The organism is Janibacter terrae NBRC 107853, assembly GCF_001591405.1.
GTDB classification, from domain to species: domain Bacteria; phylum Actinomycetota; class Actinomycetes; order Actinomycetales; family Dermatophilaceae; genus Janibacter; species Janibacter terrae.
The window spans coordinates 395,360-411,156 of record NZ_BCUV01000007.1 but is presented as its reverse complement, the minus strand read 5'-3'; the positions used below and the strand labels follow the sequence as shown (position 1 = coordinate 411,156).

Here is a 15,797-nt window from a genome sequence, read left to right as displayed (position 1 = left end):
GATTCGATGTGGCTTTCGCCGTTATATGGCGGGGTTCTGTCGACGCTCTGTGGCGGCATCTGCTCATGGCGATACACGCGAGCACCGGTCTGGTCACAGATAGCGGCAGACGGTCGTGGTGTCGCATTTGGTGGGGTCGCTGGTGGTGGCACTGTGGTGAAGGTGCGCGACGGTGTGTCGCAGTGCTTGCAGGTCGGCGATTTGGCGGTCCAGGTCGCCCAGGTGGGCTTCGAGCAGGGCGTGCACGTGCTGGCAGGGTGCGACTCCGGCGTCGCGGATGTCGAGGATCTCGCGAATCTGGGCCAGGGTGAGCCCAGCGGTGCGGCCGCGGCGAACGAAGTCCAGGCGCGCCAGGGCCGCAGGGGTGTAGTCGCGGTATCCGTTGGCGGTGCGCTCAGGCGCAGGTAGTAGGCCGGCTTCTTCGTAGAAGCGCAGCGTCTTGGTTGTGGTGCCGCTGGCCACGGCCAACTCACCGATGCGCACAGTGGCCCCTTTCTCGGCTCTCGTCCATGTTCGCCTTGACCTTCCCCTGCGCTGGAACGTCCACTATGGACGCTGAAGAGGGGTCACGCGAAGGAAGGTGGGCAAATGGGTGTGGACTACGACGTCGATCTGGCCGTGATCGGCTCAGGAGGCGCGGCGATGTCCGCCGCCATCGCGGCCAGCCAGGCCGGTAAGAGCGTCGTGCTGGTTGAGCGCGGTGTTCTGGGCGGGACGTGCGTGAACATCGGCTGCGTGCCGTCCAAGACGCTCCTGGCGGCCGCCGGGGCCCGGCACGCCGCGCTCACCAATCCCTTCAAAGGTGCCCCAACGTCAGCCGCACCGGTGAACCTCGGCGATCTGGTGGCCCAGAAGGACGCACTCATCGAGCGCCTGCGTGATGCGAAGTACGCCGATGTGGCCGCTGCCTACGGCTTCCAGGTCCGCCCAGGCCAGGCCAGCTTCCTGGACGGGGACACCCTGGCCGTCGACGGCCAGGCGCTGCGGGCCCGGGCCTATCTGGTCGCCACCGGTGCCACCCCCGCCATCCCGGAGGTGGTCGGTCTCGACTCTGTGGACCGGCTGACGTCCACCACCGCGATGCAGCTGACCGAGCTGCCTGAGTCCCTGGTCGTTATCGGTGGCGGGTACGTCGGGATGGAGCAGGCCCAGCTGTTCGCTCACCTCGGCACCCGGGTCTCTGTGGTCGGGCGTCTGGCGCCGCACGCCGAGCCGGAGCTGGCCCAGAGACTTCGGGAAGTCTTCACCGACGACGGCATCACCGTGGTCGAAGAGCGCGCGACCACTGTGGCCCGCGAACCAGGCCCCGCAGGAGAGGTGGTGGTGACCACGGACTCGGGCGAACAGGTGCGCGGCGCGCAGGTCCTGGTGGCCACCGGACGCCTGCCCCGCACCGACGGCCTGAACCTGGCCGCTGCCGGTGTGGACGTGGACGAGCGCGGCTTCGTCGTGGTCGACCAGACCCAGCGCACCTCCAACCCGCGCGTCTGGGCCGCCGGTGACGTCTCGGGGGCTCCCCAGTACGTCTACGCCGCCGCCGCCGGCGGTCGGGCCGCCGCGCTCAACGCCCTGACCGAGGACAGGTACCCGCCGGCAGCTCGGGTCGACTACGCCGGCTTTCCTGCGGTCGTGTTCACCCGGCCCCAGCTGGCCTCGGCGGGGTTGACCGAGGACGAGGCCCTCACCCGAGGGCACGCGTGCGACTGCCGCGTCCTGGACCTGTCCGATGTCCCCCGGGCGCTCGTCCAGCACGACACCCGCGGGGCGGTGAAGCTCGTCGCCGACGCCGTGAGCGGCAAGGTTCTGGGCGTGCACGCTCTGGCGGACGGGGCCGGGGAGATCATGCTGGCGGCCACCTACGCCATCAAAAGCGGCATGACCGTCGACGATCTGGCCGACACCTGGGCGCCGTACCTGACCATGAGCGAAAGCCTGCGCATCGTGGCCGGCCTCTTCCGAAACCAGATGCCGACGTCATGCTGCGCCTGAAACCCGCGGCCCCAGCGGGGTGGACGAGGGCTCCCGCGGCGGCCCGCCTGGCGCCGTGAATGTGCCTTAAAAACCTACAGGTTGATGAGACACGATCTAACGTCGCTGCCGAGGACCGAGCTCTCGCGGTTCTGCGGCTGCAGGCGTGTCTCGGAAAAGTGTCTCGACGAGAAACGTCTCAGACGACATCACCGGAAGGGTTTCTGAGGCAGGATGGGTGGGTGAGACTTCTGGGGTACACGAGGATCAGCACGGCCAGTCAGGACGCGCAGTTGCAGTTGGACGCGCTGACCACGGCCGGGGTCGAGGCTCGGGACGTTTTCTCGGACGTCACCTCGGGCAGCAAGAACGCAGCGCAACGTCCAGGGATGCGCCGACTCCTGGAGTACGCCACCGCTGGAGACACGGTCGTGGTCTGGCGAGTGGACCGGCTGGGACGCTCACTGATCGACGTGCTGAACACGGTGACCTTGCTGCGCGAGTCCGGCATCGGCATCCGCTCCATCCAAGACGGCATCGACCCAGCCACCACCAGTGGACGGCTGATGCTGAACATGCTCGCCACCTTGGCTGAATACGAGCGGGAGCTGATCACAGAACGGGTCAATGCCGGCATCGCCGCAGCCAAAGCCTCCGGCACCCAGTTCGGGCGACCCCGCGTGGAGCCAGCCGTGATCGCCGAGAAGCTCGCGATCGTCAACGACGCACGCGCCAAAGGACGCACCGCCACAGACGCGGCCCGACTCGTGGGCTGGTCCCGCGCCACGTTCTACCGCCACAACGCCACCGCCCAGTCACAGGACTCCTGACCGCGCCAGATACCCGCCAGGGCTGAATATCAACGAGCCATCGGCCTTTGACAGCCAGTAGCGCCGACCACCTTGGCTGGACGCGACATCATGCCGCACGGCCTCAGCGGCGGAGTGTGCCCAACCAGAATCTTCGCATCTTAGATAGAAATCGCGTTGCTCCAATTTAGAGCGCTTCTCGACACCAGCCGACCACTCTGTCATTGTTCGAAGTCGACTGCACCGGGCGCTGTGACTTTCTGGACTGAGTGCACGCGGGTGTGAGTTCGCGGCGTGTCCGTACCCCTGTGCACGGGCGGTGCGCGGTGGTTCCATAGTCGTGTGCACGACGATGCAGTCGATGAGGGCCAGGTTGCCGAGCGCGGTCTGCTGACCGTCTCCGATGAGGTGTGGGCGCTGGCGGTTCGCCGAGCCGAGGTGATCGGCCCATTGGCAGAGGCGGGGACGGCCGGTGGATCCGTCGCCGCAGAGGTGGCGGCCGAGCGGCTGGGTATCTCGCGGCGGCAGGTGTATGTCCTGCTGCGTCGGTGGCGCGAGGGGCGGGGCGTGGTCTCGGACCTGATCCCGGGTCGTTCCAGCGGTGGGCGGGGAGGGCAGCGACTGCCGAGCGCGGTCGAGGTGGTCGTCCGGGAGGTGCTGCGCAAGCACTACCTGACCCGGCAGCGGAAGAAGATCACCGCGATCCACCGAGAGGTCATCCGGGTCTGCCGTACGCGGGGACTGCCGGCCCCGTCACGTGGCGCGATTGTGCGCCGCATCGCCGCCCTGGATCCGCTCGCCGCGATGAAGGCGCGCGAGGGGGCAGATGCGGCCCGGTCGCTGGAGTCGGCCGGTGGCCGGGTCCCACCGGTGACCGGCGTGCTGGAGCAGGTGCAGATCGATCACACCGTGGTGGACCTGGTCGTGGTCGACGAGCGGCATCGCCTGCCGATCGGGCGGCCGTACGTGACGGTCGCGATCGACGTCTTCTCTCGATCCATCGTGGGTCTGGTGGTCACGTTGGAGGCGCCCTCGGCGCTGTCGGTTGGGCTGTGCCTGGCGAACATGGTCACCGACAAGCGGGCCTGGGTCGAGCGGCTGGGGATCGAGGTGGACTGGCCGATGGCGGGCAAGCCGGGCGAGCTGTTTCTGGACAACGCCGCGGAGTTCAAGAGCGAGGCTCTGCGTCGGGGCTGCCAGGAGTACGGGATCACGCTGGACTACCGGCCAGTGGGGCGCCCGCACTATGGCGGGGTTATCGAGCGGGTCATCGGCACGCTGATGGAGATGGTCCACGAGCTGCCCGGCACGACGTTCTCCAACCCGGCCCAGCGCGGCAGCTACGACTCCGACGCCAAGGCTGCCCTGACGGTCGCGGAGCTGGAGAAGTGGTTGGCGCTGGCGGTGGCGAGTTATCACGGGCGAGTGCATGGCACGACGGGGCAGACCCCACAGGCCCGCTGGGTGGCCGGCGCTGCGGAGACGCCTGCGGTGACGGTGGCCAACGAGAGCGCGTTCCTGGTCGACTTTCTGCCGGTGTTCCGCCGGAGGCTGACGCGCACCGGGTTCGTCATCGACCACGTGCACTACTTCAGCGACGCGCTCAAGCCGTGGATCGCCCGCCGCGACCGGCTGGACCGGTTCGTGATTCGCCGTGACCCGCGCGACATCAGCCGCATCTGGGTCCTTGACCCCGAGGGCGAGACCTATCTGTCGGTGCCCTACCGGACGCTGTCGCGTCCAGCGATGAGCGTGTGGGAGCACCGCGCTGCGCTTGAGCGACTCCGCCACGAGGGCCGGGCGCAGGTCGACGAGCAGGCGCTGTTTCGGATGGTCGAGCAGATGCGCGCCATCACCGTCACCGCGCGGTCGAGCACGCGCAAGGCCCGCCGCGACGCCGAACGCCGCGACAAGGCCGGTGCCGCGCCGCGCTCACGGGCCGCACCTGCCGCGTCAGTCCCGCCCGAAGATCTCCCGGCCACCGCGCTGGAGCCGGGCAGTGCTTCCCGGGTGGGCTCTGCGGCGCCGTTCGAGGTGATTGAGCAATGGTGAGCGAAGCCCAGGACTGGGCCAGCGAAGACGTCGCGAATGGCGGACTGGAGCATCTACACGCCAGCGCACGGTCGATCGCGCGGCTGCCGGCACAGGAGCGTGTGCGGCACGTGCGCGCCGACCGGTGGATCGGTTACTCCCGCGCCACGGAGGCGCTGGAGCGGCTGGAGACCCTCTACACCTGGCCGGGCAAGCAGCGGATGCCGAACCTGTTGCTGATCGGCCCGACGAACAACGGCAAGTCGATGATCATCGAGAAATTCCGCCGCCTTCACCCGCCCACCTCCCACCCCGAACGGGAGCAGGTGTCGGTGCTGGCCGTGCAGATGCCCACCGAACCCTCGGTCAGCCGGTTCTACGTCGCCCTGCTGGCTGCCCTCGGTGCACCGCTACGCCCCCGGCAACGGGTGGCCGAAATGGAACAAGCCGCCTTGCGCCTCCTGCGGGCGGTCGGGGTGCGGGTCCTGGTCATCGACGAGTTGCACAACGTCCTGGCCGGACAGGCCCACACCCGGCGGGAGTTCCTCAACCTGCTGCGCTTCCTGGGCAACGAGCTGCGCATCCCGCTGGTCGGGGCCGGCACTCAGGAGGCCTACCTGGCGATCCGCTCCGATGACCAGCTGGAGAACCGCTTCGAACCACTCACCCTGCCCCGGTGGGAGGCGGGCGAGGAGGCCTGCTCGTTGCTGGCCAGCTTCGCCGCGTCCTTCCCGCTGCACCGGCCCTCACCGATCACGACCGAGGACATGGCCCGCTACCTGCTCACCCGCAGCGAGGGCACCATCGGCGAACTCACCCACCTGCTCACCGATGCCGCGGTGGCCGCCATCGAGTCCGGCGAGGAGGCGATCAACCAGCGCACCCTGCGCATCGCGCCCTACGTCGGTCCCACCGAACGACGCCGGACGTTCGAGCGCGAACTGACATGACGCGCCGCTGGCCGCTGCACCCGCCACCACGCGAGGGAGAGGCCCTCTCCTCCTGGGTGACCCGGCTGGCCAAGCCATACGGCATGACGGTCGAAGAGCTGCTCCGCCACGACGTGGCCCCACCCGGCACCGACACGACCAGCCTGACCCGCGCTGGCCTGGACCTGGACCCACCCGCCGGGGCGCTGCTCATCTTGGCCGACCGCACCGGCGTCTCACTCGGCGACATACGCCGGATGACGATCGCCGGGCACGTGCCTTGGCTGCTGGACACCCTCGGCCCGGAGCCAGAGCCCGGGGTGGGGTTCGAGACCTACGTCCATCAGGACTCGCTGCTGTGGGCAACCGGACTACGAGACCGACGGCCAGTGCCCGGCTGGCGGGCCTGGCTACCCACAGCAGGTCCGATGCGCCGAGCCTGCCCGCTGTGTGTGGCGACCGCGCCGTTCTTCACTCTCGCCTCCCAGCTCCCGCTGACGCTCAGCTGCCCCGAGCACGGCTGCCACCTGGCGCCGACCCTCGGCGCCGCCGGTACTTTCCTCGGGTGGGAAGAGGCGAACACCCACACCACGCCCGCCTCAGCGGCCGTCCGCGCCATGGACGTGCGCACCCACCAGGGCCTCTCCACCGGCGCCGTCACCCTGCCTCGCCGCGCAGTGCATGTCGGCGTCTGGTTCCGGCTGCTGCGCACGCTTATCGACGAGCTGTCCACCCCCGTCTCGAAGCTGGATGCCCACTCCCGGCGCACCCTCGAACACATCTGGCACTCGACCGGCCACCCCGTCCGCGCGGGGATCGTCGGTGCCTGGCGGCCCTACGAAGACCTGGCCTGGCCGCACCAGCAGAAGTTCCTCAAGGCCGCAGCCACCGCCGTGCACCTGATCGAAACCGGCGAGATCGGCGCACACGGCACCCTCGCTCCGCTCCTGACCCCCGAACCGTCTGTTCCCGCCGACACACGAGCGGTCCCCGGACCGGATGACCACTGGCAGAAGGCCAAGGATGCACTGCACGAGGCGATCGCCCTCGCCCGCGACGACCCGGCAGCCGCCCGGAAGCTCCTGACCGTCCTCACCGCCTGGACCGATAGCGAGGCCGCCTTCGTGCGGGCCCGCGCTGACCTGATTGCCCTCGGCATCCCCCACGACAACCTCCCACTGACGCCTTCCGAGGCGAGGTGCGCGCGAGACTCAGCTCAACCCAACGTCGACTGTTCCATATTGGCTCCCGCGGGCCCTTCGCGTGACTTAGACTGGGTGACGGATTAAGTGACAAGTGCACCCGGGCGAGCAGACGGGGATATCGATGTCACGTAATCGGTCGTATAAGTGATGGAGTTGGGAAAATGCTGGTTGGGTACGTGCGGGTCTCGAAGGCCGACGGGTCGCAGACCACCGACCTGCAACACGACGCCATGACCACGGCCGGCGTCGACCCTGAGCGGGTGTATGAAGACCACGCCTCCGGCGCCAAGGATGACCGGCCCCAGCTGACCGCCTGCCTGAAGGGGCTACGCGAGGGGGACACCCTGGTGGTGTGGAAGCTGGACCGCCTCGGGCGCAACCTGCGCCACCTGGTCACCATCGTCGATGACCTCACCGCCCGCGGCGTCGGGCTGCAGGTCCTCACGGGCCAGGGCGCGGCGATCGATACCACCACGGCCGCGGGCAAGCTCGTGTTCGGGATCTTCGCCGCCCTGTCCGAGTACGAACGGGCCCTGATCTCCGAACGCACCGTTGCTGGGCTGGCTTCCGCCCGGGCGCGGGGACGCACGGGCGGGCGCCCGTTCAAGATGACCCCCGCCAAGGTTCGTCTCGCCGCGGCGTCCATGGGGCAACCCGATACCAACGTCGGCGCCCTGTGCAGAGAACTCGGCGTCACTCGGCAGACTCTCTACCGGCACGTCTCACCCGCTGGCGAGCTCCGAGACGACGGCAAGAAGGTGCTCGGCCGACAGTGGAACGAGCCAAGTGGTTGGTGCCGCATGTCGGCCCGGTCCCGGTGAAAGCTCCGGACGGGTCAACCGGGACACCGACAAGTGGCGGCGCGCGAGGCCGCCTCTGATGTGCCCCACCGGTACCGGCGCCCGTTCCTCGTATGGCACCGTGACCAGGTGGCACGCAGCGTAGACGAGGAGCAGCTCGCCGGAGGTAACACCGGCACAGCAGTGGTGCGGATCGGCAATACCGTCCGCCGGCCCAGCGGTCCCTGGTCCCACTCGGTCTATGCGCTGCTGCACCACCTCAACGAGGTGGGATACCCGTCCGCACCCCGCACTCTCGGCTTCGACGACCTCGGCCGCCACGTCCTCGAGTACGTCGAGGGCGAGGTCACCATGCCCTTCGCGCCGCGCGACCACCTCACCGCGATCCGACGAATCGGGTCACTTATCCGCGACTTCCACGATGCTTCTGCCGAGTTCACCCCACCCGCAGACGCACACTGGAACGTCGTGATCCCCCCGGACGCGCACGACCTGATCATCCATCACGACCTCGCGCCGTGGAACCTGGTCCTTGGCAGTCAGCGCTGGGTCTTCATCGACTGGGACAACGCAGGCCCGGGCTCACGCCTGTGGGACCTTGCATACGCAGCCCACGGATTCGCCCCTCTGGAACCCGCCACCGCGGCCACCACCGCCTCGCGACGGTTAGCAGCACTTGCCGAGGGCTACCGCCTCGACCAGAACGGACGCGATCACCTCGTAGAACTCCTCATCCCCCGCATCATGAGCATGTACGACCTGCTGCGCGACGGTCACGAGACAGAGGCCCAGCCATGGGCGCGACTCTGGGACGAAGGCCACGGTCAGGTGTGGCTCGACCACGCTGAATACACCCGACGACACATAGGCCTCCTCCGAGAAGCCCTGGTGCACTCCGCGTAGGGATCGGCTATCGGCGCCAGCTGAAGGGCTGGACTACGGTGGGCAGTCGTGATCGACGCCATCTTCAGCGACCCACGCCTGGCGGCGCTTTATGACGTATTCGATGGGCCGCGCGACGACCTCGACCACTACCTGGACATCGTCACCGAGTTCGATGCGACCCGTGTGCTGGATATCGGGTGCGGCACCGGGTCCTTGGCCTTGCTGGCGGCCGCACGCGGCGTTAGCGTTACCGGCGTCGATCCCGCGTCCGCCTCGTTGGATGTGGCGCGCGGCAAGCCGGGAGCTGACCAAGTCGAGTGGCTGCACGGCGATGCGACCTGCTTGCCCGACATGCAGGTCGACCTTGCCGTGATGACCGGCAATGTCGCGCAGGTCTTCCTTACCGACGCGGCATGGTCGGCCGCTCTCGCCGGTATCCGAGGCGCGCTGCGCCCGGGTGGCTACCTCGTCTTCGAGACGCGACGACCCGAGTCCCGTGCCTGGGAGGGCTGGCGACGCGATCCGGCCGAGGTCATCAGGCATGTGCCCGCGGTGGGGCGCGTCGAGCACCGACGAGTGGTGACCCGCGTCGACCTGCCGTTGGTCTCCTTCCGGCACACGTACACGTTCCCCGACCACACCACGATGTCCTCGGACTCCACGCTGCGGTTCCGCGACAGGGCCGAGGTCGACGACGGTCTCATGCAGGCCGGCTACACCACCCTCGAGGTCCGACAGGCACCAGATCGACCCGGCGCGGAATTCGTCTTCATCGCCGAACGCGGCCACTGATCGACTGGACTGCCCACTGAGAGCTGCCCGGCGTGTGGCTCACCCCGCTTCTTCACCGCGACGAGGTTCGAGCCAGTGTCCTGCGCGAGGCCGGCCCGGCGCTCCTCGTGGGCGGGAGCGTTGACGAATCGTGGGACTCAGACCTAGCGCACAAGACCGGGCACGTGGTCTTGGAACTTCCCGGGGGGAACCACGGCCTCCAGCTCACAGGGGACGCGGTTGGTTCTGCCCGTTTCCTCGTCTCTCTTGTCGAGCAGGCGCGCACGTTTCTCGCTGGACTTACTTGAGGACCTCCAGCCTTCCCGCTCTGTTCCAGCTGGGGATCGGGTGCGGGACACGACTCACTGATGAGGAAACAGCGCCGAATCGTACGGTTGCGTGCCACCCTCAACGGTCCAAGGCGCTGCCAGCGGCATCAGATCGGTGATCAACATGCTGCGTATGCCGTTCTCGGTCGGCAGGATGACCCGAATGACCGGGTGGTAGTCAAACAGCACTTGACGGTCCCGTCCGCAAGGGCCGACCGGGCCGCGTCCGTGGTTGCCGACGGCCACGATGGTGGTGAGCTGTCGAGCTCCGCCCGCCCGTGCGGTGCCGAGGGCTACCAGCTCCGCGCAGGGGCCGCCGGTGAAGTGGTAGAGGTTCACGCCGGCAAACATGCGTCCATCGGAAGCGAGTACAGCCGCGCCCATCGTGTGAACGCCATCCTCGTCGGGTCCAGCATCGGTGCTGACGTCGATGGTGGTGCGGGCCACCTCCACGAGTTGCCACTCCTCGTCGGTGAGCTCGCGGGCAGACACAGGCAACGTCATGGCCTCACGATGGCACGCGCCGCTAGGTCGACAGTTCTGCCACTCCCAGTCGTTCGAAAGCAACCGCTACAGGATCGGCCGGCGGAGCATGCGGCGCCATCCTCCTGGGTGACGCTGTCCGAGGGCGCGGCAGCTTGCGCCCCATACGGAGAGACGTTTGACGGCTCTCCGTGGTTCGTGGTGAAGGAGAGGTCCGCGTCGTAGCGGCGTAGGAGCTCGTGGCCCTGCTGTGATGGGTGTTGTCGAGACATCCCAGAACAGAGGACCACGAGCCTGTGAACGAGCCTACGGTCTCGCGGCGTGATGCTGCGAGCACGATCTTCAATCTGCCTGACTACCGCGTCATCGACGCCGTCGACCTGCCCGAAGGCGGCCGGCGGGTGACGGTCGCCTCGACCGATCCACCCGGCTGTCCGGAGTGCGGCGTGATCGCGACGAAGGCCCACTCCCGTCGTCTGCAACGGGTCCGGGACGTCCCGGTCGCCGGCGCCGTGGAGGTGCTGTGGGCCAAACGACGCTGGTTCTGCTCCGAATCACGCTGCAGCAGAGGCACGTTCGCCGAGGCCACCACACAGGTTCCGCGGTTCGCGCGCTCGACGAGGCGGTTGAAGGAGCAGATCGTGGCGGCGGTCATCGACTCCGGCCGTGCTGCCGCGGAGGTCGCGCGCGCCCACCGGATCTCGTGGTGGCTGGTCCAGACCGCCCTGACCAGCGCGGCAGCGGCTGTGCTGCCCGACGTCGACGACATCGCGGTCACCCGGTTGGGCATCGATGAGCACCGCTACCGCTCAGTGCGCTTCTTCCGCGACGAAGCTGGCGCCGGGCGCCGGTACGAGCCGTGGATGACCACGCTGGTCGACCTGGCCACTGGGCAGGTCCTCGGCATCGTCGACGGGCGCGACTCCACCGCCGTGGGCGCCTGGCTGGCCGAGCGCTCACCCGCGTGGCGCGAGCAGGTGCAAGTCGTCGCGATCGACCCCTCGGCGGCGTTCCGCAAGGCGCTGCGCGAGCACCTGCCCCGAGCGGCGGTCTCGGTGGACAAGTTCCACCTGGTCAAGCTCGGCAACGACATGGTCACTCGGGTGCGGCAGCGCCTGACCCGCGCTCAGCACGGCCGGCGCGGCCGCAAGAACGACCCGGCGTGGGCGCACCGCTTGCTGCTGCTGCGCGGCGCGGACACCCTCTCGCAGCGGGCCTGGGCCCGGTTGGATCGGGTCTTCGCCATCGACGACCCGACCGACGAGCTGTCCGCAGCGTGGGCGATCAAGGAACAACTACGCCGCCTGCTGGCCGTCGACACGCTCGCCGACGCCTGGAACGAGCGGATGCGCCTGGGCTACTACGCGGTGGTCGCGGACATGCCCGAGACCACCGCGCTGTACGAGACCGTCGTGGCATGGTGGGACGCCATCGAGGTCCTCGTCGTCACCGGCGCGACCACCGCGAAGGTCGAGGCCGCGAACACCGGCATCAAGCAAATCAAGCGCACCGGACGAGGCTTCCGCAACCCGCACAACTACCGCACCCGTATCCTGCTGAGCAGCGCCTCCCGAACAGCGGCGTGAACACCGATCACACCCGGCCGTTCACCACGAACCGCGAAGAGCCCGTTTGACCGAAATTCGGTGGCGCGGCTGGGGTGAGTGCGAGACAGTGCCCGGCATGACCAGCAGCGACATGTGGACCCTCGAGCAGGCCCGGCGATACGACGACGAAGGGGGCATGTTCAGCCCCGAAGTCCTCGCGCCGACGGTCGATGCTCTGGTCGCCCTCGCCGATGGCGGGCAGGCTCTGGAGCTGGCGATCGGTACCGGACGGGTGGCCGTGCCCCTCAGGGCGCGAGGAGTGCCGGTCAGCGGAATCGAACTGTCCGCAGCGATGGTCGAACAACTGCGCACCAAGGTCACACCCGACCAGATTCCGGTGACCATCGGCGACATGGCAACCGCCCGGGTTCCGGGCGAGTTCTCGCTCGTCTACCTCGTCTACAACACCATCGGGAACCTGTGCACGCAGCAAGAGCAGGTCGAGTGCTTCCACAACGCCGCACGGCACCTGTCCGCAGGCGGACGCTTCTTGGTGGAGGTGGGCGTTCCCTCCCTTCGCCGGTTGCCGCCCGGCCAGGCAGCTGTGCCCTTCGACGTCTCTGACGAACACCTGGGCTTCGACACCTACGACCTGGTGAGCCAACGGGCGATCTCGCACCACTTCACCCGACAGGAGGATGGAACCTACCGCCGCGGGAGACACAACTACCGCTTCGTCTGGCCCAGTGAACTCGATCTGATGGCGCAACTGGCCGGAATGACACTCGAGCATCGTGCGCAGGACTGGATCGGGACACCCTTCACCTCCCAGAGCGAAGGCCACGTCAGCGTCTGGCGACTGGCCCCCTAGCTGCGCCGCCTCGACAAGACCGTCCGCGTGCGCACCGTCCACCTCGTGACCTATGCGTAATGGATCGCATCGAGAGGCTGCGGACCCGCGAGCCGCGCGTGCCCCGAGGGGATCCTCATATGGAGTCCGGACGGCCATGTGCAGAGGACTTCGGACACTTGTGCAGCCGACTTCGGAAACTGACAGCCCAGCACGCGGCCCCTGATTTTGGATGTCGCATTTGCCTAGTTCGCGATAGAATCGCGTAAACGCCCCACGAATGCGAGGAAGGTCGAGTGCTCATCGGATATGCGCGGGTGAGCCGCGACAAGCAGGACCTCACCGCCCAGATCGAGGCTCTGGGGCGGCTGGGTGTGGAGCCCGACCGGATCTACACCGACAAGCTGACCGGCCGGACCGCGACGCGTCCTGGGCTCCAGGCAGCGATTGCCGCCACGCGGAAGGGGGACACCTTCGTGGTGACCAAACTGGATCGGCTGGGCAGGTCGGTGCCAGACCTGCGCGACATCACCCGCGACCTTCACGAGCGGGGAGTGGCCCTCCAGATGGCCGGGGCGACTTACGACCCGGCCGACCCCTTCGGGAAATTTTTCCTGACGACGCTCGCGGCCGTCGCTGAGTTCGAGGCCGACATGATCTCGCTGCGCACCAAGGAAGGCCTGGCCGTGGCCCGGGCTAAGGGCCGTCTCAACGGCAAACCGCCCAAGCTGTCGAAGCGCCAACACCTCAAGGTGCTGGCTGAGTACGAGTCCGGCGAAGTCACAGTCGGCGAGCTCGCCGAGGACTACGGCGTCAACCGCGCCACGATCTACAGGACCGTGGCCCGGGCCAAGGCCATGACGAACGAGCCGGGGAGGGCATCCCAGTGCCCACGCTGAGACCTCCCAAGGTGCGTGGCTTAGCGCTGATCCCTGTGAAGTCTGAGCGAGATATGGGTTTGGAACGGGCTGGGCGCTGGCTTCTCGACCATCCTGGCTGGTCGGTCGGAGTTCTGTTCCTCGTAGCCTTCGTCGTCGAGCTGCTGCAGATGTGGCCAGAGTGGGTACCCGGTGGCCACGCCGTGGGCGAGATCGTGCGCAACCTTGCATACGCCCTCGCGGGGGCGCTGTTGTTCCACTGGATCGTCGTGAAGATCCCGGAAGAGCGACGTCAGCGAGCGGCCTATCAATCCCACGAAATGGCCTTCAAGACACTCGTTTCGTGCGGAGTTGGGCCACTCGGGCAGTACCGCGCCTTCCTCGAGGCGCTGACTGAGATGACGGGCGAGAACCTTGGTGGGGTAGACGCTCACGATCGGGCGAGCGTTTGGGCGGCCGCAGAGAGGATCAAGCGGCACGCCCCGATCTTCTTCACCGACCCGCGACACCACTTCAATCTCATGGGATCGACCATCATGGGAGTGAAGGTTTCCCTAGAAGGACTTGCCGCTTCGACGAGCTTCTTTCATCCAGATGTGGCTCATGCGCTCGGCTCTTTCCCCGCGACGACGGGGCTGCAGCAACTTCAACTGCCACCGCCCGACGCCGACCTCGAACTGAGAGTGAACCGCAGCGCCCACATAGCTTGGGAACTGCTTGAAGGGGCTCGGCGTCTGGTAGGCGCCCTCGACGAACACGCACCATACGTTGACCTCGGTATCGATGAGATACGAACCGAAATCACGGTAGGAGGGAAGGCCTACTTCACGCAGGGGTCCAGGGCGGACCTGACATGCGAGAGCAGGGGAGAGTCTCAGTGAGCACGGACGACAGCTTTTGGGGTGGGCTCTTCGCTGGGCACCCTAACCCGGGGGTGCCCAAGGTGTATGGATGGCTGGGGACGCTGAGCACCACCGCAGGTGAGGTCGAGATCTTCGAGACCACTTCACCGATTCCCTCATGGTCTTTTCTCCACGCCTACGTTGTGCTCCTCGACGGGAGTCCCGTCATGTTCGTCACGAGCAAGTGGGATTCGGATGACGTCAAGTGGGTCCATCTGGTCTGGGCTCACGAGGGCGTGCGGGGCGGAGACGCGGGCCGCGGCGCTACCTTCTCGGTGCAGGTGGGCCGCTGGCTATTCGCCCGCGGCCACCTGACTGACCACTCACCAGATCGGACGCCCGCTGGCGATCGCTGGGCTCGGCAGGTTGGAGGCAACCTGCCGGAAAGGGACCCCCATGGCACCCCTGGGGGCACAGCCAGAACCGGGGAGCGCGCCTTCGACTTGATTTGTCAGGTCGACTGGCCGGCGACGATAGCCGATCTCTCCACGTCCGGCCCTGAGGTGTCTTAGTGACCACGATCTACCGAACCGTCCACCGAGCCAAGGAGGTGAGGGGGGGTCTTAGTGACCGCCGACCACGTGCCGACGTTCATGGACCGCCGAGGTGGGCTGGTTGGCAGGAGCGGCTACGGCGATAGTTGCCGCCGGGGGTCGGGGGAATCGCACCCAGGGCCGACGGTTTTCGATCAAGGGACGCTGGCCAACAGCTCATAACCTTCAACCCCATGCCCCGTCCCGCCTTGGTGCTTTACCCCGAGCGGCACTAGACATGCGCAAATTGAACGCATCTCTGCTCTATCAGACGGAAGTAGTCAGAGACCTCCGCCTCGCTGCATGCGCTCAGCGATCCCAAGGGAGGCGAATTCTTGAGATTACGCGCCGTAAACTCGCCGGAGGCCGGCGAGGTGCTCACCGAGCTGCTCGATGACCCCGTCGTCGGTGGTCATGCGGTCGCGGCCCTTCGGAAGCTCAAGGTGCCAGCGGCCCGCGCGGGTTTGGAGCGGATGCTGGACGATGACCGGGCGTGGGTGCGCAAGGAGGCGCAGCGCGCGCTGGCGGCGTTGAACTAACTGGCGGCCAAATGAAGGCGGCAGCCGCCCGCGACGAAGGTGCCTTCGCCGGGCTGCTCGGTGACGCGAAGGTCTGGGACGTGGAGGAGGCGACCACCGGGGACGTACTCCTGCTCGAGATCCCCAAGGGCCGACGCGTGTCGCAGGAGGACGTCGACGAGATCGAAGCCCTCCTTGCCCGGTGCGCAGGGCGATTCGAGGTCTACGAGACCCGCACGGCCGATCTGTTCGACCAAGAGGAGCTCGGGGTGTGGTGGGAAGAAGCCCAAGAGGAGTAGGAGCCTCCTCTGGGCTCCTGGCGACGTCCAAGCCGCGATAGCCAGCAGCGCCCGAGCGTT

General features: G+C 67.6%; 16 protein-coding genes. 14 read left to right on the top strand and 2 right to left on the bottom strand.

The genetic code is table 11. The features are described 5' to 3' along the window. Window positions 1–93 precede the first annotated feature (93 nt). The gene (locus JT1_RS11555; protein ID WP_007928756.1) at window positions 94–483 is read right to left on the bottom strand and encodes a heavy metal-responsive transcriptional regulator; all 390 of its coding nucleotides are present in this window, start codon (window positions 481–483) and stop codon (window positions 94–96) included. Between the two features lie 105 nt (window positions 484–588). Here JT1_RS11555 and merA point away from each other — a divergent pair, with 105 nt between their 5' ends. The 8 genes from merA to JT1_RS11515 all read left to right on the top strand — a co-directional run bounded on the left by merA (window position 589) and on the right by JT1_RS11515 (window position 9,419). Next, a complete protein-coding gene (merA, locus tag JT1_RS11550; protein WP_017838447.1) occupies window positions 589–1,989 on the top strand; it encodes a mercury(II) reductase in 1,401 nt (466 codons plus the stop codon). A 221-nt stretch (window positions 1,990–2,210) separates the two neighbouring features. Beyond that, window positions 2,211–2,798 carry a recombinase family protein gene (locus JT1_RS11545; RefSeq protein WP_007928758.1) on the top strand — a complete coding sequence of 196 codons (588 nt, stop codon included), beginning with the start codon at window positions 2,211–2,213 and terminating at the stop codon, window positions 2,796–2,798. A 321-nt stretch (window positions 2,799–3,119) separates the two neighbouring features. Beyond that, a complete protein-coding gene (locus JT1_RS11540) occupies window positions 3,120–4,829 on the top strand; it encodes a TnsB C-terminal domain-containing protein (protein ID WP_068326486.1) in 1,710 nt (569 codons plus the stop codon). After that, on the top strand, window positions 4,826–5,758 hold the full coding sequence (locus tag JT1_RS11535) for a TniB family NTP-binding protein (protein ID WP_439645748.1): 933 nt from the start codon (window positions 4,826–4,828) through the stop codon (window positions 5,756–5,758). The genes JT1_RS11540 and JT1_RS11535 overlap by 4 nt, the downstream gene beginning before the upstream one ends. Beyond that, window positions 5,755–7,026, top strand: coding sequence for a TniQ family protein (locus tag JT1_RS11530; protein ID WP_068326480.1), 1,272 nt, complete (start codon window positions 5,755–5,757; stop codon window positions 7,024–7,026). The genes JT1_RS11535 and JT1_RS11530 overlap by 4 nt, the downstream gene beginning before the upstream one ends. A gap of 77 nt (window positions 7,027–7,103) precedes the next feature. After that, window positions 7,104–7,763, top strand: a complete 660-nt coding sequence (locus JT1_RS11525; RefSeq protein WP_068326478.1) for a recombinase family protein — start codon at window positions 7,104–7,106, stop codon at window positions 7,761–7,763. A 33-nt stretch (window positions 7,764–7,796) separates the two neighbouring features. Beyond that, on the top strand, window positions 7,797–8,645 hold the full coding sequence (locus tag JT1_RS11520; RefSeq protein ID WP_218005594.1) for a phosphotransferase: 849 nt from the start codon (window positions 7,797–7,799) through the stop codon (window positions 8,643–8,645). Between the two features lie 48 nt (window positions 8,646–8,693). Beyond that, window positions 8,694–9,419 (top strand): class I SAM-dependent methyltransferase, encoded by a 726-nt coding sequence (locus JT1_RS11515; RefSeq protein ID WP_018155884.1) that lies wholly within the window; start codon window positions 8,694–8,696, stop codon window positions 9,417–9,419. A 341-nt stretch (window positions 9,420–9,760) separates the two neighbouring features. On the opposite strand, the gene JT1_RS11505 is transcribed toward JT1_RS11515, so the two are convergent. Further along, the gene (locus tag JT1_RS11505; protein ID WP_218005593.1) at window positions 9,761–10,231 is read right to left on the bottom strand and encodes a cytidine deaminase family protein; all 471 of its coding nucleotides are present in this window, start codon (window positions 10,229–10,231) and stop codon (window positions 9,761–9,763) included. Between the two features lie 275 nt (window positions 10,232–10,506). On the opposite strand from JT1_RS11505, the gene JT1_RS11500 reads away from it, so the two are divergent. The 6 genes from JT1_RS11500 (at window position 10,507) to JT1_RS11475 (ending at window position 15,737) form a co-directional block, all read left to right on the top strand. Next, window positions 10,507–11,796, top strand: coding sequence for an ISL3 family transposase (locus tag JT1_RS11500; protein ID WP_032492314.1), 1,290 nt, complete (start codon window positions 10,507–10,509; stop codon window positions 11,794–11,796). Window positions 11,797–11,893: 97 nt separating this feature from the next. Then, window positions 11,894–12,628, top strand: coding sequence for a class I SAM-dependent DNA methyltransferase (locus JT1_RS11495; RefSeq protein ID WP_068329110.1), 735 nt, complete (start codon window positions 11,894–11,896; stop codon window positions 12,626–12,628). A gap of 275 nt (window positions 12,629–12,903) precedes the next feature. Next, entirely contained in the window at window positions 12,904–13,506 is a 603-nt protein-coding gene (locus JT1_RS11490) for a recombinase family protein (RefSeq protein ID WP_068326471.1), read from the top strand. 35 nt (window positions 13,507–13,541) lie between these two features. Continuing rightward, window positions 13,542–14,366, top strand: a complete 825-nt coding sequence (locus tag JT1_RS11485) for a hypothetical protein (protein ID WP_169701964.1) — start codon at window positions 13,542–13,544, stop codon at window positions 14,364–14,366. An 889-nt stretch (window positions 14,367–15,255) separates the two neighbouring features. Beyond that, entirely contained in the window at window positions 15,256–15,459 is a 204-nt protein-coding gene (locus tag JT1_RS17895; protein ID WP_169701963.1) for a HEAT repeat domain-containing protein, read from the top strand. Window positions 15,460–15,470: 11 nt separating this feature from the next. After that, window positions 15,471–15,737, top strand: coding sequence for a hypothetical protein (locus JT1_RS11475; protein ID WP_068326463.1), 267 nt, complete (start codon window positions 15,471–15,473; stop codon window positions 15,735–15,737). Window positions 15,738–15,797: the final 60 nt, after the last annotated feature.